This is a genomic window from Sorangium sp. So ce281 (genome assembly GCF_051527395.1).
Classification (GTDB): domain Bacteria; phylum Myxococcota_A; class Polyangia; order Polyangiales; family Polyangiaceae; genus Sorangium; species Sorangium cellulosum_B.
This window is the reverse complement of sequence record NZ_CP150322.1, coordinates 11,005,010-11,021,881: the sequence shown is the minus strand read 5'-3', so window position 1 is coordinate 11,021,881 and position 16,872 is coordinate 11,005,010. Positions and strand designations below refer to the sequence as shown.

14 protein-coding genes are annotated in these 16,872 nt (G+C 70.9%); 1 reads left to right on the top strand and 13 read right to left on the bottom strand.

The window, feature by feature from the left end:
- Positions 1-16 precede the first annotated feature (16 nt).
- Positions 17-1,681, top strand: a complete 1,665-nt coding sequence (locus tag WMF27_RS42290; RefSeq protein ID WP_437763228.1) for a CotH kinase family protein — start codon at positions 17-19, stop codon at positions 1,679-1,681.
- 303 nt (positions 1,682-1,984) lie between these two features.
- Here the strand turns inward: WMF27_RS42290 and WMF27_RS42285 are convergent, their stop codons facing one another.
- From WMF27_RS42285 to WMF27_RS42225, 13 genes are all read right to left on the bottom strand, one after another.
- A complete protein-coding gene (locus tag WMF27_RS42285; RefSeq protein WP_437943504.1) occupies positions 1,985-2,551 on the bottom strand; it encodes a YaeQ family protein in 567 nt (188 codons plus the stop codon).
- 11 nt (positions 2,552-2,562) lie between these two features.
- Positions 2,563-2,916 (bottom strand): DUF3817 domain-containing protein, encoded by a 354-nt coding sequence (locus WMF27_RS42280; RefSeq protein ID WP_437763230.1) that lies wholly within the window; start codon positions 2,914-2,916, stop codon positions 2,563-2,565.
- A gap of 233 nt (positions 2,917-3,149) precedes the next feature.
- Entirely contained in the window at positions 3,150-6,941 is a 3,792-nt protein-coding gene (locus tag WMF27_RS42275; RefSeq protein WP_437763231.1) for a S8 family serine peptidase, read from the bottom strand.
- A gap of 440 nt (positions 6,942-7,381) precedes the next feature.
- On the bottom strand, positions 7,382-7,945 hold the full coding sequence (locus tag WMF27_RS42270; protein ID WP_437763232.1) for a hypothetical protein: 564 nt from the start codon (positions 7,943-7,945) through the stop codon (positions 7,382-7,384).
- Positions 7,942-8,550 carry a hypothetical protein gene (locus tag WMF27_RS42265; protein ID WP_437763233.1) on the bottom strand — a complete coding sequence of 203 codons (609 nt, stop codon included), beginning with the start codon at positions 8,548-8,550 and terminating at the stop codon, positions 7,942-7,944. Before WMF27_RS42265 ends, WMF27_RS42270 begins: the two co-directional genes overlap by 4 nt.
- Positions 8,551-8,934: 384 nt before the next feature.
- Positions 8,935-9,429: a hypothetical protein gene (locus WMF27_RS42260; protein WP_437763234.1), complete on the bottom strand. Its 495-nt coding sequence runs from the start codon at positions 9,427-9,429 to the stop codon at positions 8,935-8,937.
- Positions 9,419-11,782, bottom strand: a complete 2,364-nt coding sequence (locus WMF27_RS42255; protein WP_437763235.1) for a glycosyltransferase — start codon at positions 11,780-11,782, stop codon at positions 9,419-9,421. The genes WMF27_RS42260 and WMF27_RS42255 overlap by 11 nt, the downstream gene beginning before the upstream one ends.
- Positions 11,779-12,195: a hypothetical protein gene (locus WMF27_RS42250; protein ID WP_437763236.1), complete on the bottom strand. Its 417-nt coding sequence runs from the start codon at positions 12,193-12,195 to the stop codon at positions 11,779-11,781. Before WMF27_RS42250 ends, WMF27_RS42255 begins: the two co-directional genes overlap by 4 nt.
- 14 nt (positions 12,196-12,209) lie before the next feature.
- Positions 12,210-12,719, bottom strand: a complete 510-nt coding sequence (locus WMF27_RS42245; RefSeq protein ID WP_437742615.1) for a hypothetical protein — start codon at positions 12,717-12,719, stop codon at positions 12,210-12,212.
- A 78-nt stretch (positions 12,720-12,797) separates the two neighbouring features.
- On the bottom strand, positions 12,798-14,207 hold the full coding sequence (locus tag WMF27_RS42240; protein ID WP_437943503.1) for a hypothetical protein: 1,410 nt from the start codon (positions 14,205-14,207) through the stop codon (positions 12,798-12,800).
- Between the two features lie 89 nt (positions 14,208-14,296).
- A complete protein-coding gene (locus WMF27_RS42235) occupies positions 14,297-14,782 on the bottom strand; it encodes a DUF4150 domain-containing protein (protein WP_437763238.1) in 486 nt (161 codons plus the stop codon).
- Positions 14,783-14,794: 12 nt separating this feature from the next.
- Positions 14,795-15,856, bottom strand: a complete 1,062-nt coding sequence (locus tag WMF27_RS42230; RefSeq protein ID WP_437763239.1) for a hypothetical protein — start codon at positions 15,854-15,856, stop codon at positions 14,795-14,797.
- Complete coding sequence (locus WMF27_RS42225; RefSeq protein ID WP_437763240.1) at positions 15,853-16,872, bottom strand: DUF2169 family type VI secretion system accessory protein; 1,020 nt, start codon at positions 16,870-16,872, stop codon at positions 15,853-15,855. Before WMF27_RS42225 ends, WMF27_RS42230 begins: the two co-directional genes overlap by 4 nt.

Here is a 16,872-nt window from a genome sequence, read left to right as displayed (position 1 = left end):
TGCGGGAATGATCGACATGTCGAAGCTCGCGGCGCTGCGGATCGCGGGGGTGTGCGTGTTGGCCTCGCTCGGGGGCTGCTCGAGCGAGGCGAGGGATGACGCGAAAGCGCCTGCCCCGAAGTCGTTGGCCGTCGTGTTCACGCCGAAGGGAGGCACCTTCCAGGCGTCCGAGCCCGTGGAGCTCACGGTCGAGGACGAGCGCGCTGTGGTGCACTTCACGACCGACGGCTCGCTGCCCACCGCGAGCTCGCCGGTCTACGTCGAGCCGCTCGTGCTCACCGCGTCCACGCGGGTGCGCGCCCTCGCCGTCGTCCCGGACGCCGCGCCTTCCGGGGAAGGGGGCAACGGGGGAGAGGGCAGCGACGGGGCCGACCTCCTCGGGCCGATCGCGACCGAGGCGTATTTCAAGGTCGCCGCCGATAGCGCGGAGTTCAGCTCGGAGTTGCCGATCGTCGTGATCCACACCTTCGAGTCGGAGCAGCTCGACCCGCTCGGCACCGAGTTCGTCCCGGCCACGTTCATGCTGCTCGAGCCCAGCGCTGGGCAGACCAAGCTCCTGGGCCGCGCGAGCTTCGATGGTCGCATCGGCATCCACGTCCGCGGCGCGACGTCTCGCGAGTTTCCGAAGAAGCAATACGCCGTCGAATTTCGTGACGACGCGCTGGACACGGATCTCGACCGGGAGTTCCTGGGGATGCCCGCGGACTCCGACTGGGTGCTCAGCGATCCGGTGAGCTTCGACCGCTCGCTGATCCGCAACGCGCTCGCCTTCGAGATGAGCAACCGCATCGGCCGGTACGCGCCGCGCACGAGCTTCGTCGAGGTGTTCCTCGTCGACTCGGGGGCCGACGTGGCGAAGAAGAGCTTCCTCGGGTTCTACACGGCGATCGAGAAGATCAAGCGCGGTCAGGCGCGTGTCCCGGTGGCCAAGCTCTCGGCCGACGATCTCACGGAGCCGGACGTGACCGGCGGCTTCCTCTTGCGCATCGACAAGGGCGACGATCAATTCAAGGCCGGCGGCCAGGACCTCCAGTTCGTGTACCCCGATCCGGAGGAGATGCTGGCCCCCGCGCGAAAGCCGCAGCTCGACTACATTCGCCGTTACATCGACGACTTCGGTCAGGCCGTCGACGCGGATGACTTCACGCAGCCCAGCAGCGGCAAACACACTTCGAGCTTCATCGATCAAGATTCCTTCATCGACCACAACATCATCAACGCCCTGACGAAGAACGTCGATGCCCTGCGGATCAGCACGTATTTCTTCAAAGATCGACAGGGCCTCCTCTCGGCCGGTCCCGTGTGGGACTTCGACCGGAGCCTCGGAACGCTCCACGACGAACGCGCGGTCGAGCCGGAGGAGTGGAAGCTCGCGGGCTCCGACGGGACCGACTACTTCACGGAGGGCTGGTGGGGGTCGCTGTTCCGCGATCCAGCGTTCAAGGCGCGGTACAAGGCACGATTCTTGGCGCTGCTCCAGGGCGAGCTCGCGCCCGACAAGCTCGACGCCATGGTGGACGACCTGGTGCGCAAGGCGGGAGCTCCGGCCGTGGAGCGGAACTTCGCGCGCTGGCCGGACTCCCCGCCTCGCGATGGGTCCCACGACGCCGAGATCAGCCTGCTCAAGGACTTTCTCCGCAGGCGGGCCAGCTGGATCCGCGACCAGCTCATGACGTGGTGAGCACGTCGCCGCGCAGGCGACGCAGGCGCAGGCGACGCGCCGGCGTCAGCTCGGCTGTCCGGCTCACGCCGCTGTCCGTCCCAGCCGCAGCCTCCGCCGGGCGCCCGGATCCGCCTTGCGCCGCACGTGCCCCTGCCGCACGAGCCGACGGAACGCGCCCACCCGCGCGGCGCGGGAAGACGAGATGCCCGACCGGCGCGGCGCGGGCGAAGTGAGGCAGGCTGATGGCCTGCATCGACGCCGACGACACCGGGGGAGCCGAGCGCTCCGGAGGTTAGAACCTGGCCTCTCGTCTCGACGCGATCACGGCTCTTCGAGCCGGGAGCGGACGACCTCGCCGTCGAGCGTGCTGCCGTCGGCCTCGATATAGAGGTGATCACCCACGATCGTGACCGCCCATTTGCGCCGCAGACCCGTGTTCTCTGCGAGCGCGGCGACGAGGCGGTGGTCGACGGTGGAGAGCGAGATCGCGCCGGCGACCTTGCTCGCGCGCGAGGCGGCCTCACGCGCGCCGCACACGAGCTCGTCGCGCCGGCGCGCGTCCGAGAAGAGCGCGTGAACGGCGACGCCCGCGTTGTGCTGCACGACCCTCTTGAGCTTCTCGAACGGCGCCGCGCCGCACTCGATCCAGGTGAGGACGCGGCCCGCGGGATCGCGCGTCCAGAGGTCCGCCCCCTCGGCGTCGGCGAGCCCCGGGCCGAAGGCGAGGCCCTCCTCGTGAAAGAGGCAATACGCGAGCACCCGCAGCATGACGTGCTCGGCGCTCTCCGACGGGTGGCGGGCGACGATCACCCGCTCGCTCGCCTCCCGGCCGCGATCGACGTGCGAGAGGTCGATGCGGAAGTCCATTCGCGTCGAGGGGAGTGCCATCGATGCTCCCGCTAGCCTCGATGCGCCGCGCCGCTGTCGCCGGACGCGGCTTCGGGCAACGCCGCTGTCTCTTCGTGTTGTTCCCGCCGCAGGCGGGCGTCGAGCACGAACGGGCCGAAGGGGATCAGCGACGCGAGGAGCGCTCGGAGCCCCTGCCCCATCGACCAGCGCCCGGCGGCCACCGCCTCGATCACGCCGAACACGTAGAGCACGAACAAGAGGCCGTGCACCATGCCAACGACGCGGACCGCTGCCGGAAGGCCTGCGAAGTACTTGAGCGGCATCGCGACCCCGAGGAGGAGGAGAAACGACGCTCCCTCGCCCAGGGCGACGAGACGGAACCTTCCAGCCGCTGTGTTCAACATCGATGACCTCCGGAGCGCGCCGCTGTTCGCCTCGCGCACGACCCGCGCTCCAGCCGAATACCACGCGAGCGAAGGAGAGGCCATCTGGAACGTGTTTCACCCCGCGCCAGGCGACGGCGGAGCGCCTCCGACGACTCCGGGTGCGCGACCTCGATCGGCTGGCGGGGGAACCAGCAGGATCGACCTTGCGGACGCCACGTTCCGATGATGCCTTCTCCCTGACAGCCTCTCGCTCAGGGCACCATCGTGTTGAGCAGGAGCTGATTCGCCTGGCTATAATTCCCCAGCATGAGATCCAGGTCCCCGTCGCCATCCATGTCGCCGACGTCCCCGTCGGCCGTCAAGAGGAGGGTCTGGGTGAGCCAGGGGGCGTCGTCCTGGGCGAAGTAGCCGCCGGCGTTCCTGTACAGCGAGTGCTTGCGCGATGACATCGAGGCGATGTTGCCCCGCAGCATGACGATGTCCACGTCGCCGTCCATGTCGAAGTCGCCGAGCTCGACCTCGCGAGCGTTGGCGTCGTAGGCGTGCGTGCTGATCCGGCTCGCCGTCACGTTGGCGAAGTACCCGGTCCCGTTGTTCGAGAGCAGGACAGTCTGACCCCCGTATGCGGGGGCGAACACCAGATCCAGGTCCCCATCGGTTTCGAGGTCCGCAGCCTCGACGTCGACCGACCCGAACGTCGTCACCGGCGAACTAGCGCTCAGACGACCGTTGGCGTTGACGAACGGGCCTCCCTGGGTGTTGCGCAAGAACATGGTCGTGGGGCCGGCCAGGATGAGCTCGGGGTAGATGGCGTGACGGATCGCGAGGCAATCCGCCTGCTGGGCCGGCGTCACCGCGCCGCTCGCCACGAGCCCGGCGACCGATCGCTTGGGATCGGAGCAGATCCCACACAGGGCAGCAGGGCGGCCAGCGCACGCGGAAGCGTTGACGTCCGCGATCTCCACGCACAGCGCCTTCTCCGCCGTGATGCCCTGCGTCGCGGCGCCGAGCCAGAAGCTGCTCTGGTCGGTGAACACGCCGTTGCCCCCGTTGATGAGCAGCGTCGAGTTGCCCGGCGCGACGTTCCCGAAGAACGCGTCGAGATCGCCGTCGGCGTCCACGTCGCAGAGCTCGACCGCGCTATCCGACATCGTGGTCGATGGCAGGCGCCCGGTCGTGGCCACCGTGAAGGTGCCGCCGGAGTTGAGGTACAGGGCGGCCTGCTTCGACGCCGTCGTGCCCATGGGGTGGTAAGCTGCCGCGATGATGTCCATGTCGCCGTCGCTGTCCACATCGCCGGAATCCACATCGGTGTGCCTGACCAGCACGCTGGGAAACTGCAGCGCCGTGACGTCCACGAGGTGGCCGCCGTCGTTCCTGAGCAGGCGCGGCTGCATGAGCGGCTGGTTGACATCGGCCGAGTAGGGCACGATGAACACGTCGAGATCACCGTCGTTGTCAATGTCGATCAGGTCGATGTCGCTGGTCCCGGTCGTCGTGCCCAGCGGGACGCGCCCCACCGTGCCGTCGGTGAACAGCGGCTGCGGAGGCAGCGGCGCGGTGAGCGCGGCGTGCGCGTCGACGATGCCGCCGGTGCGGGTGAGGCCGGCGAACGCGGGCAGCGGCGCGGCGGTCTGCTCGATCATCTTCACCACGCGCACGGGGTCACCACGCAGCTCGCTGTGCTGGGACAGGAGCAGCCCGGCGACGCCGCTGACCATCGGGGCGGCGAGGGACGTGCCGTCGGCGCCGAGGAAGGTGTTCGTGCCAGGCGCCGCGACCGAGACCGTCTTCGCGCCATAGGCGGACGACTGGCCGCCCGTCCAGACGGAGCGGTTGCCGGACTGGTCGCTCGCCGCGACCACGATCTTGTTGGGCAGCCCGAGATGAGCGGGGAAGTGGGCGAAGAGCGGATTCCCGAACGAATCGACCGTGTCGAGGTTGGTCCCCCCGTTGCCCGCGGCGGTCACGAACAGGAGGTGGGAGACGCCGAGGTCCCAGACGGCCTCCGTCATGTCACGAACGGCGTCCTCGGGCGTGTACGAGATGCCCGTCCAGCCGTTGAAGCTGCCGCCGAACGAGCTGTTGACGATGTGCGCGCCGTTGCGCGCGGCGTACTGGTACGCCTCGAGGATGGCATCGTACGTCGGGGCGGCGACGGTCGTCGGTGTGCCGTTCACGATGCGCGTCTCCAGGCGCCCGCTGCCCAGGGGCATGATCTTGACCCGCTGCATCACGCCGGTATAACCGGAGCAGTCGTCTCCGATCTCGCCGAGAGCCCCCGCCACGATGTCTCCGTGCGTGTTTCCGGTGTCCACGGGCGACGGGTCGTTCGGCCTGAGCGGGCTGCCGCCGAGGTCTTGTCCCGGGCGCGCGAACTGGAAGCCGCGGCAGTCGTCCGGATAGCCGTTCTCGTCATCGTCTCGCGCGGCCCCGTCGCAGTCCTGTCCTTCGGGCGCGCCCAGCAGCGCGCCCGGGGGCAGGGCGTTGCAGGCGACGCCGCCGGGGCCGATCTCGTCGGCGATCGAGCCGTCGCCGTCGTCGTCCAGGTGGTTCGTGTAGATGCGCGCGACGTCGGGATCGAGCAGATCCGTCGCGCCGTCGCCGTCATCGTCCACTCCGCAGTCGCCGGGGCAGCCGTCGCTGTTCAGGTCCGACCGCGGGCAGGTCCCGCCCGTCGTGAGCGGCATGCAGCTGCTGCTGCACGGGGGCGCGGCGCAGCACTCGTCCGCGTTGAGGTAGATGTTGTCGACCAGCGGATGAGGGCCCGGGCCGCTGCAATTGTCCGTGTCGTAGTACGCCGCCTGATAGTAAATCACGCCGCTGTCGACCACCGCGACGACGACATCGTGGGAGCCTCGCTGGATATCCCAGGCGGCGTCCACGTTCATCGCCTCGATGTACCAGTCCTGCGTAGAATAGAATGGATCGTTCGGCACGTAGGTCGGCACGGCGATCAGGTTGGGCAGGGCGAACCGCACCGGCTCGCCGCTCGCGAGGAGCGCCGAGAGCGCCTCCCTCTCCGTCCCCTTCGGCACGGTGACCACGCCCATGTCCGGAGTGATCTGCCGCGCGAGCGCGCCCTGTACACCGGAGAGGACGCTCCCGCGCTCCTCGGCCGACGCGCCCGAGCTGAACTTCACGATGAGCTCGCCCGGCATCATGGACGCCAGCGACACGACGACGATGTCAGAAGCGCTCTCGTTGCCGTCGATGTCGGTCGCGACGATGTGGACCCGGTTGGGCGTCAGGAACTCACCCGGGTCGTTCCGGAGCGGCAGGTCGATGGAGAACTCTCCTGCCGGCGTGAGCGCCGACGCCTGCGCTGGCGCATCGCCGACGCTCACGGTGACCGATCGCGCCAGCGTGTTGTCCTCGACGCGGCCTCGCAGGGTGAATGTCCCCTGAGCCACGATGTCCCCCTTCGCCGAGGACCTCGCGTAGTCCTCGGCGACGCGGAGCCTCGGGGCCTCGTCCGTCGCGCCGAGGCGGATGGCGTCGAGCCGGCAAGGGCCCGTGGCGCCCCGCGGGAGATCCAGCGCGATCTTGAGCCGCAGGTCGTCGTACTCTGTCTTGAGCGCCGCCACCAGCTCGGCAGGCAGCTCGAAATCGACGCGTGTGAACTGACCTGCCGCTCCCCGGGGGAGCGCGACCTCCTGGACGAGCCGGCGCTCGATCCCCTGGGAGGGCAGCTCCACGACCAGGTGGACGTGCCCCAGCGGCTCCGCGCCGGGCGGCGCCTCCGGGAGCGACAGGCTGACGGAGAGGGTGGAGTGGACCGCCGCGAGGGTGCTGAGCGGCGCGCTCACCAGCTCGTGGTACCCGCTGCCGGGCACCTCGAGGCTCTTCTCGCCGTGCGCGCGCTTGTCGCTCGCCTGCGCGGCGCCGCCATCGAGCGTCCACGCGCCCGCGTCCTCGAACCCGAGGATGCTCTCGTTCGACGGTCGCGCCGCGCCGGCGCCCGGCGCGCCGCCCGGAGCGACGCTCGTGCCATCGCAGCCGCATATCAATGCTGCGGCGACGACCCATCGTCCATGTTTCATATCATTCTCCCGCCAATGCCCGAAGATTGAACCAGGATGGAAGTCGGCAGGTCCACGATGGAGGGCATTCAGGGGCGCGCGGCATGACGTGCCTGTCGCCGTCCTGGTTGACGCCGGCCCGCGTGTCGGGCGTGCACCGGGCGCCAGGCAGGCATTGGCAATGCTCATGCCCGCCGGTTCTGCACGCGCGGCCATGTCTTTCGGCCGGCTTCTCTCGCGAGGGCGGGCGTGAGGTGGCGCGATGTCACGGTGAGACGGCCCGCTGTCACGTGACAGTGTCACGTGACAAGTCACGGGACAGGAGCCGGCCCGCCGCTCCGGCCCCTGGCTGGCCTCGACGAAGCGCGTCTCCGGCTTCGGCCTCGGATTGTTGATGACGCGGCGCGTTATCGTGTACGGAGCAACAGGCGCGCCTCACCGTCGCGAGGCGCAACGAGCTCTCACAGCGGCTCGATGCTCAGAAGATCGCCCGCCAGGTGATAAACGCGGTAGTGGGCGCCGTGCGTCGTGAGCTCCCACGCTTTCTGCGAGACGACGAAAGCGACTCCGCCGATCGCGTAGCGCCATTGGCTCGGCATGCCGCCGCGGCCGTCGATGTGCACCTTTTGGAGCGGCCCCTGGGCGACCAGCGCGGGGCTCTGGGCGTACGCCTTGCGCCTCGCGCTGACCTTCCAGAACGTCAACAGCGCGCCGATACCGAGCAGCCCGCCCAGCACGAGGCCGCCCCCGCCGAGCGCGTAGAGCCCGTTCATGTCGGTGTCGGAAATCGGCTTCGAGTAATCGTCGTGGAGGTAGAGCGCACCTCCGATACCCCCGGCGGCGACGAGTAACCCGAGCAGGAGCAAGAACACCCCGCTACCGATGCCGGAGCTCTTGCCGCGCTTGGCCTGCGCCGGATGAAGGCGCCCTTGCCGGTTCATTTCGAGCTCTTCGAGCGTGAAGCCGTGGGCCGCTCCGAGATCTCTGAGGTACGCCTGCCGCGGACCTGCGGGTGAGGTCATCATGCGAGCCTCGAGTGACCCAGGGCGACCAGGGCGTCAATGGGGGCTTCGAGCTCGGCGGGCTTCAGCGGCTGACCGCCGTAGGAGAGACAGAGCTCGCCGTTGTCGTAAGAGAGCCCGACCTGATTCATGGGCAGCTTGAGCAGCGCTGCCTTCACCGCCGAGCTCATGAGCGCACGCGAGAGGGCGGGCGAGTCGCTCCTGAGCGAAATCATGCGATCGAAGTTCGGGTCGCCCGTCGGCACCAGGTGGTACTGCGGGCCACCTGCGCCGCGCGTGATCTGGAGCGAGAAGCGATGCGGCGCCGGATACAACGAGCGCGCGTAGAAGGCCGTGGAGGTGGTCCTGGTATTGCCCACCATGCTCCAGGTGGAGAGGACGCGGAGCGGCACGTTCTGCACGGCGCCGGTGAGCGACTTGACGCTGCGCTGTGACGTGAGCGCGCTGCCCTCGTTCTGCTGATCGAAGGTCAGCCCGTACCTCGTCGCGCAGTTCGGCCAGACCGCGTCCGTCGCACGCGAGAGCTTGATCGCGCTCGCCACGATCGCGACCAGGACGAGGGCGCCCGCCCCGAGCCCCAACCATTGGAGAAGTTCATACGTGCTCATATCGTGTTCGCTATCTCGGAAGGAGATTACTCGCCTTTGGAGAGGCGCGACAACGGGCCGCTCTCGCGCCGCGAAATTCCCTGCGGTGAGGATATTCACCAGCGATCATAAGAAATGGCGAAACACGGGCCACCCGCCCTTGGGCGTTTCGAATGAACGTGTCGCGATGATCAACATTCCGCGAGGCGGGGACGGGTGGGTCGTGGTCGGGAGGAGCGTGCTTTCGAGAGGATAGCGCACGCGCGATGCCATTCCGACCTGTCAAGAATTTCCCGCCAACGACCGGCAGTTGACATAACGTACAGAGAAAGTACGATCCACGGATCCGCCTACAAAAGCCGAGACCGAGGTCAGGGTCGGCTCACCTCGCGCCGTAGGCTCGGCTCACCCGGCCGCGACGCGCAGCACGTCGGACCGGAGGTGAAGAAACGACGCGTGCACGTAGCGCACGAACGGCGCCTTCAGGCCGAAGAACGCCGCCAGATCGACCTCGGCCACGGCGCGGAACATCCCCTGATCCAGCACGGGAGCCTCCGTGCGGAGCGCGCCGCTCGCGAGGCTCCGGCAGATGGGCGACGCCGACGCGGGGTGGATGGCGACCACGAGCGTGGCCGCCCACGGTGCGGCGGCGAGCCGCTCGCCCATGGAGCTCGGATACCGATAGCGGAGCGCGAGCACGGCGCCCCGCAGCGCAGCCTCGAGAACAGGCGCCGCCGCCGCGGACCGGGCTGGCGAGGTGGCCTTCGCCCCCGCGGGCGCGCCCTTCGCCCCCGCAGGCGCGCCCGCTGGCCCGGGCGCGCCGCCGCACCCGCCGAGCGCCACGAGGCCGGCCCCCGCGGTGACCTGCGCGATGAACGCGCGCCGCCCCTCACTCGCCATGCGACGGCCCCTGGAACCTGCGCCGGCGCGCCTGCCCCACCAGCATCCGCGCCGGCGTGATGCGGCCCAGCGCCGCGGCGCTCTCCTCCGCCGTCGGCCGCACGGGGTGACCCGGCGGGAGCTCGGCGACCATGCTCTGCCACAGCGCGAGCGCCCGGTGCTGGTAGATCTGCGCCAGGCTCGATCGCGGCGAGAGGAAGCGCTGGCCGAGCACCATGGCCCTCTCCAAAAAGGCGATCGCCTCGTCGTCGCGGCCGTCGTTCAGGAGGTGGAGCCCCTCGTTGTACCAGGGCATCGGATCCGCCGGATCCTCCTCGCGCATGCGCTGGTTCGCCTCGAGGTAGCGCGACAGCTTCTCTTCCATGACGCCGTCGTCCTTCAGGAAGCCATAATGCTGGATCTCCACGCCGGCCGGGCGGACGACGAGCTCGGGGTGCCGGTCGAGGCTCGGCTGCACCGTCTCGTGCACGGCGCGCCCGTACCGGATCCTCGCGTCGTTGCGGAACAGCCGCACGGCGATCGTCATGACGGGCGGGCCGTCCTTCTGATGATTGGCGATCTCGAACGAATAGGCATGGACGTCGAGGTCATCCATGAGCCGCACGACGCGCGGCAGATCCCAGTGCGCGAGCTCCTCGTCCGGGTCGAGGCTCAGGATCCAGGGCCGCGTGGCCATCTCCAGGCCCACGTTGCGCACCTCGGCCAGGTCCAGCCGGTCCGTCCGGTGGACGCGCACCCGGTCGGTGAACCTCCGCGCGATCTCGACCGTCCCGTCGTCGCTGCCGTTGTCGACGATGCAGATCTCGTCGACGAACGGCTCGAGGAACGCGAGGAACCGCTCCAGCCGCTCCGCCTCGTTCCTCGCGATGATGCAGAGCGATACGCCGGACGCGGGCGCATACCTGCGCAGCGTCACCGTGTTGCTCGCGAGATCGGCCAGCTCGGGGGGCGCGCCCGCGCGCGGCGGCGTGTACGCGCCCGGCCGCCCGTGGAGCGCGAGCCGCGCCTGCCGCGACGCCTCGGTGTCGTAGCCGAGCCGCCGCACGCGGACGTCGGTGAAGCGCCCGCACCCGTCCGGCATCTCGGGGATGCCGCCGCCGGGCAGGCCGCCTTCGGCCCCGCGAGCGGCGCGCAGGCCCGGCTCGCTCCGGTACATGCGGTACCCCGACATCGCCCCGAGCGCGCCGTCCGCCCGGAAGTACGTGCGCGTCGGCTCCCAGAACGTGTACCAGTGGAAGCCGAGCGCCTTGATGTGCGGATCGGCGAGCTGCATGAGCCGCTCGGCGCGCGCGCGGTCCATCTCGAACACCTCGTCGGCGTCGACCGCGAGGATCCAGTCCGGGGAGAGCTCCGCCGCCATCTGCAGGGCGCGGTCGCGATCGCGCCGTTCGTCCACGGCCGGCGGCAGCTCCGTCCGCTCGACCCTGGCCACGGCGGGGTGCGACCGCGCGATCGCCCCCGTCCCGTCCGTCGAACCGTCGTCGAGCACGACGATCGCGTCGGCGAACCGCGCCGTCGCGTCGAGGCTCTCGCGCAGCGTCGCCTCCGCGTCCCGGACGCGGTACGCGGCCACGAGCCGCGTCTTCCCGGCCCGGCGGGCGCGCCACTTCTCGAAGAAGAGCTCCGCGCCCCCGAGGCCGCCCTGCGCGCCGGGGAACGCCTTGCTCAGCGTGGCGCTCCCCTCGTGGTGCACGTACACGTCGCTCGCGATCATGCACTCGAAGCCGCGCTCCTGCGCCCGCAAGGCGAGGTCGGCGCCCTCGTGGCCCACCGGGAAGAACCGCTCGTCGAGCCCGCCGATCTCGGCGTAGAGCTCGCGGCGCATCATCAGGCAGAAGGTCGAGAGGGCGAACGACGGCGCCCACCGCCGGCGGAACGCCTCGCGGTGCTCGGCCGCGAGCTCGTTCAGCGCCTCCGGCTGGAACGGCGGCGGGTTCTGCACCTTCTGCGGGCCGCGCGCGCTGTTCGTCACGGGCCCGACGAGCCCGACGCGCCGCGCGCCGGGCACGGCCCGCGGCGCCTCCTCCATGCACTCCCGCAGCCCCTCCAGCCACCTCGGGGTCACCACGACATCGTTGTCGAGCAGCACCAGGTAGTCCCCGGCCGCGACCTCGAGTCCCCGGTTCGCGCCGCCGGCCAGGCCGAGGTTCTCGTCCAGGAAGACCGTCTTGGCGCCGTCCCCGAGCCGGCGCGCGACGTCGGTGAGGTAAGCGGGGGTGCCGTCCTCCGAGCCGTTGTCGACGAAGACCACCTCCGCGTCCGAGGGGAGCGTGCGCAGGAGGGCGTCCACACATCGCGCCGTGTACTGGAGGTTGTTCCACGTGACGACGATAACGGAATAAACAGGCGTCATCGGGCACCGGGCGGGGCCATGAGGCGAACCACGTTGGAGACGTACTGGCGATACGCCGCGTGCAGATAGAACGCCCCGACCCGGGGTGCCAGGACGATCTCGCACCGGAAGCTGCCCACGAGGTCCGCGCCCACGTCGTCGATGTCGTCGGGGAAGACCAGCCTCGGCCCGAGCAGAGGCACGGTGACGCCGCCCTGCGCGGGGGCGTAGATCAGCGTGAGAAAGACGCCGCGGAGCACCTCGGCGCGCTCGACCTCGATATCGACGGCGGGCACACGCGAGCTGCCGTGGACGACGTGGACGAGGGCGCCGCCCTCGACGGTGGGCGGGCCCGGCTCGGCGAGGACGACGCCCGCGCCGGAGGTCGCGGGCGTCTCCGCGGTGAGGCCGAAAGAGACGGATCGGACGAGCATGGGTTCACCGCCGGTCAGAATTCGATGGCCTTCTTGTCGACGAGATCGATGCCTATCACGTTCGACACGTAGTTCTCGAGGACGAGGTACACATAGACGCTCGGCCGGTAGCGGGGCACCGCCACGGCGCAGGGGAACGCGACAGTGACGTTGAGCCAGGCGCCCTGGTACCCCTCGGACGCGAGGCTGCCGCGGCCCGGCATCGGCAGCGCGGGCTCGGCGAGCTGGTTCGGGCCGTCGCGCTCGCCGGCCGGGAACTCGATGAACGTGTTGCGCGCGAGCAGGGCGCCGCCGTCCGCCTGCTCGATGTCGTGGACGACGAGGACCATCGACTCCTCGACGTCGCGGTAGCGGCTCGCGACGGCGTCCGGGAACAGGAACGAGGCCGAGACGTCGAGCTCCACCGTGCCCGCCGCGAAGGACACCCGCGAGATCGCGAGTCGGATGGCCTCCTTGCCGGCCGCGATCTCGGGCGAGCCCGCGTGGGGGGCGAAGCCAAAGGGTGTCCGGGGTTCGATCTCCATGGGGTCCTCTCGACGTGGGTGCGGCGCGGGGCGCGGGGCGCGGGGCAGAACGAGCAGCGCGCCCCCGGCCCGCGAGGTTCAGCCAAAGTGGTTCCAGTTGCGGGAGGTCTGCGCCGGTGCATCGAGGCGCACGCGGCGGATGCGCGGGGCGCACACGGGGCAGAACACGCCGTCGTCGCGGTTGCTGTGGCCGGCGTGGTAGATGGTGCAGAGCCGCCCGCCGAGCGCGGGCCACCAGTCGTACCGCTGGCCCGACGTGGTGGACGGGTCCGGCGTGAGGCCCGCGTTCGTGTTGCAGTGCGGGCCCTGCCCGCCGAACTGGTCGGTGTACCAGCGGGGGTTGGCGAGCTGCGTGGCGAGCGCCACGCCGGTCGCGCTGTACTGCGGCTCCTGCCGGACGGTCTGCCCGATGCCGTGCCCCATCTCGTGGACGAAGGTGCCGAGGACCGCCGTCTCGCTCCGGCCGGGGCCCGTGCACCCGACGACGCAGAAATTGCCCCAGCTGTAGCCGTTGATCGAGCTCTTCCAGATGAACGAGAAGGTGAGGTTGTACGTGTTGCCCGGCGTGGCGAGGTGGGCCGTGAGGCCCGGCAGCGTGGTGAGGTTCCAGTTCACGCGGTTCGGCGACCCGGGCGTGACGGTGAAGTACGACCGCACGTCGGTGGCGCCGGCCGCCGGCCACGACGCCTGCGCCGTCCACATGAAGCTGTTGCCATTCAAGGGGTCGCGCCACACGTTGCGGAACGTGGTGACGCTCCCGACCGCGTTGTTCGCCGTGGGGAACGCGTGCCGCTGGAGCTGCGTGTAATAGCAGTTCGGCACCAGCAGGAAGGCCATGTGCAGCGGCTTGTCGGTCAGCGTGCCTCCCCCGGGGGGCGCGCCGCCGACGCGCAGGTTGAGCAGCGCGTTCGGGCCGCCGTTCATGAACGGCCAGTCGAAGGTCGGCGAGCTGACCGCCTGCTGCGACAGGCTCTGGAACTCGACGCGGGCCGAGTCCACGGTCGCGAGCGCCGGGAGGACCGCCCTGCGCTCCAGCTCGATGAAGTGCCGCGCGAACTCGCCCACGAACCGCGGATCGATGTTGTTGTACGTCGCGAGCGTCTGCGCGCCGGAGTACCAGACCGTATAATAGAGCTTGCGCCACGTCTGGAACTCGTCGGTGGCGAGGAACTGGGCCCGCTGCCCGTCGCGCGACGCCTTGACCGTGTACTTGTCGCCGCCGATGTGCGTGAACGTGAGCGTGTTGTCGAAGTGGTGCCCCGCGCCGACCGTCACCCCGGGGGCCGCGCCGTGCGCGAGCCGCGTGCGCTCGGTCAGCGACTGGAAGGCGAGGCTCTCGTTGCCCGGGTCGGGCTCGATCCACCAGTCCACGCGGTCGCCGGGCGCGACGTTGGGCACCTGGTTGGGCGTGACGCGCAGCTGCCGCACGGGGCCGTTCACGCCGGTCACGGCGGCAGGGAGGTTCACGTATTGCTTGATCGTCGGCATGCGAGAGCTCCAGGACGAATCAGCGGGGAGTCCGGTCCATCAGCCAACGCGGCGCGGCGCGGGTCGAGCCTCGCTCCGCGGCCGCCCCCTCAGAACACCTCGATCTTGTCGACGCCCCAATCCTTCGGGTTCTCGGGCGCGGGCGGGGGCTCCTCCATGACGATGACGATGAGCGGCGGCTGGACGAGCGGCGTGGGCGGGGTGTTCTTGCTGTTGTGGAGCATGAGATCGAGCGCGCGGGCGCAGCCCTTCCCCTCGACCTTGACGTCGAACGAGTAGCTGATGAACTCGGCCTTGTTCATGTTCACGCCGGAGGCGACGCCCCCGTTCGTGCCCGCCTCGTCGCCGCTGCTGCGCGAGAAGTTGCTGTCCTGATGGCAGACGGGGTTGCCGTCGGCCTTGACGTTCTTCGCGGTGCTCGCCGCGTCGGACGACATGGCGATGTTGGGATAGGGGATGGGGACCGGCGGCGCGGGCGGCGCGGGGGTGAGGCACACGTCCGGAAAAGCGATGGTCATTCCATTGCTCGCGGCGTGGACGACCGTGCGTGAGTTGACTCCTACGGTGACAGGCATATCGCTCCTCCTTCACGCCCTCTTCGCTGCAGCCGAGACGAGGCACACGGCGGCGCGCGTCCCGTCGCCGGAGCCCGCGAAGAGCGCGGCGCGCGCCTCGGGGGACGCGCCGCGCTCGAACGATCGCACGCACGCGGCCGCGAGGCACCCGCCGGTCGCGGCGCCGACGTCGCCGTAGCCGTCGGCGGGGTGCCACAGCGCCCGGACGCCCCCGAGGAGCGCGGGCGCGCGGACGCGCGCGAGCCCCCACTCCTTGGCCCGGTAGCTCTCGCCGTTGAGATCGCAGAGGACCCACGCGGGCGGGCCGCCCGCGGCGCACGCGGCGGCGAGCGCCGCGGCGAGGGCCTCGCCCGAAGGGGGATCGCCGCTCTCGATGAGGTTGGGCTCCTCCCCGGCGCCCGAGCCCTCGATCTCGGCCAGGATGGGGGCGCCGCGGGCCTCGGCGCGGCGGCGGTGCTCGACGAGCAGCGCGGCCGCGGCCTCGCCCGGGATGAACCCGTCGAGGTTGCGGCGGCTCTTGAGGCGGCGCGCGCGGTCGAGCGCCTCGAGCAGCCCCACGTCGACCTGGGAGTCGGCGCCGGCCACGATCCAGGGCGTGCCGGGGTCGGCCTCGACGGCGCGCGCCGCGTGGCCCAGGCCGAGGAGCATGGCCGCGTGCCCGTCGGGGGCGAGGAGGCCGCGGGTCACGGCGTCGATGCCGGCGGCGTCGGCGACCCGCTCCCGGAAGGCGTCGCGCAGCTCGTGGTGGTGCGCGGCGGGGCCGGGCGAGGGGCGCGCGAGGAAGAACGAGGCCTCCTCCAGGTCGGCGCGCGCGAGGTCGCCGGAGGTGGCGAGGTCCTGGAGCGCCAGCGCGAGCAAGCGGACCGGGAGGTCGAGCGCGCGGGGGAGATCGGTGTACGCCGCGACCACCGAGAAGGGCTCCTCCGGGCGGGGCGGGTCGGCGGGGAGGCAGGGGTAGCTCGGCCACTCGCGGAAGCGCGTGAGGCGGGCGCGGACCGCGGCCGTGGTGGACGCGGCGGTGTCGCCGAGCGCGGTGACCATGCCGGCGGCGGTGATGACGGCTCCGGTGCTCATGCGTGTGCGGGCTCCACCTCGATGCGGCGCACGCGGAAGAGATCGCGACCGACGGGCATGGCGCCGCGGTACACGAGCACGGCGCGGAGGTCGTCGGGCTCGAGGACCACGGTGTCGAGGACCAGCGGGAGCGGGCGGCGCTCGGCGTCGATCAGGACCACGGCGCGAGGCGCCGCGGGGGGCAGCGAGAAGCGCTGCGGGCCGAGGGGGCTCAGGTGCACGAGCTCGACCGGCTCGCCGCCGCGCAGGTGCGGCGTGGCCACGAGGCGCGGGTGCGCGCCCTGGTGGTAGCGAGGGTCGAAGGCGGCAGGCAGGAACGGCGACGGGGCGGGAGGCGGCGACCCGGCGGGAGGCGGCGCCGCGGGGTCGGGCGCCGTGGCGGCGTAGCGCAGGCGCGGCTGCCAGCTGCGCCCGATGAAGCCGAGGCCGACGGGCTCGGGGCGATCGTCCGGCGAGCGGAGCGGCTTCCTGGGATCTTCGAGGTTCGGCATGGCGAGCTGCGCGAGGTCGACGAGCGAGCGGCGGGCCCGGAACCCGCGTCCGACGGGGTTGCGCGGCTCGACCTCGTGGTCGGCGGCGGACTCGGCGGACTCGTCCCGCCCGCCGAACGCGCGCTCGTACACGAGCGGCATCCGCTCGAAGGGCGCGGGGGACGCGGGGCGCGCCCAGGTGCGGTCGCCGAAGACGGCGAGGGTCGCGCGGATCGGGCCGACGCGCACGGAGACCTGGACCTCGGCGTCGCGGCGGCCGGGCGGGTACGCGTGGCCGAGGACCACGACGTCCGTGCCGACCTTGTGCGGCGCGAGGTCGCTCTCGTAGCGCACGCTCGAGAGGCCCGGCTCGCCGTGGAAGGCGTCGGCGTGCTGGAGCGGCACCTGCTCGGCCGCGGGCGCGAGGCGGCCGCCGGCGTGGATGGCGAGCGTCGCCTTGACGAGGACGACGAGCACCTCGGCGCCGGCGGCGTCGACGTGGACGATGCGCTCGGCGACGAAGGGGGTTCGGTTGCGGAGGTCCAT

What these genes read in the sequence shown, in the direction of transcription:
- WMF27_RS42290 (WP_437763228.1), top strand. Translation starts at nt 17, where the DNA reads ATGTCGAAGCTCGCGGCGCTGCGGATCGCGGGGGTGTGCGTGTTGGCC.
- WMF27_RS42285 (WP_437943504.1), bottom strand. Translation starts at nt 2,551, where the DNA reads ATGGCACTCCCCTCGACGCGAATGGACTTCCGCATCGACCTCTCGCAC.
- WMF27_RS42280 (WP_437763230.1), bottom strand. Translation starts at nt 2,916, where the DNA reads ATGTTGAACACAGCGGCTGGAAGGTTCCGTCTCGTCGCCCTGGGCGAG.
- WMF27_RS42275 (WP_437763231.1), bottom strand. Translation starts at nt 6,941, where the DNA reads ATGAAACATGGACGATGGGTCGTCGCCGCAGCATTGATATGCGGCTGC.
- WMF27_RS42270 (WP_437763232.1), bottom strand. Translation starts at nt 7,945, where the DNA reads ATGATGACCTCACCCGCAGGTCCGCGGCAGGCGTACCTCAGAGATCTC.
- WMF27_RS42265 (WP_437763233.1), bottom strand. Translation starts at nt 8,550, where the DNA reads ATGAGCACGTATGAACTTCTCCAATGGTTGGGGCTCGGGGCGGGCGCC.
- WMF27_RS42260 (WP_437763234.1), bottom strand. Translation starts at nt 9,429, where the DNA reads ATGGCGAGTGAGGGGCGGCGCGCGTTCATCGCGCAGGTCACCGCGGGG.
- WMF27_RS42255 (WP_437763235.1), bottom strand. Translation starts at nt 11,782, where the DNA reads ATGACGCCTGTTTATTCCGTTATCGTCGTCACGTGGAACAACCTCCAG.
- WMF27_RS42250 (WP_437763236.1), bottom strand. Translation starts at nt 12,195, where the DNA reads ATGCTCGTCCGATCCGTCTCTTTCGGCCTCACCGCGGAGACGCCCGCG.
- WMF27_RS42245 (WP_437742615.1), bottom strand. Translation starts at nt 12,719, where the DNA reads ATGGAGATCGAACCCCGGACACCCTTTGGCTTCGCCCCCCACGCGGGC.
- WMF27_RS42240 (WP_437943503.1), bottom strand. Translation starts at nt 14,207, where the DNA reads ATGCCGACGATCAAGCAATACGTGAACCTCCCTGCCGCCGTGACCGGC.
- WMF27_RS42235 (WP_437763238.1), bottom strand. Translation starts at nt 14,782, where the DNA reads ATGCCTGTCACCGTAGGAGTCAACTCACGCACGGTCGTCCACGCCGCG.
- WMF27_RS42230 (WP_437763239.1), bottom strand. Translation starts at nt 15,856, where the DNA reads ATGAGCACCGGAGCCGTCATCACCGCCGCCGGCATGGTCACCGCGCTC.
- WMF27_RS42225 (WP_437763240.1), bottom strand. Translation starts at nt 16,872, where the DNA reads ATGGACCTCCGCAACCGAACCCCCTTCGTCGCCGAGCGCATCGTCCAC.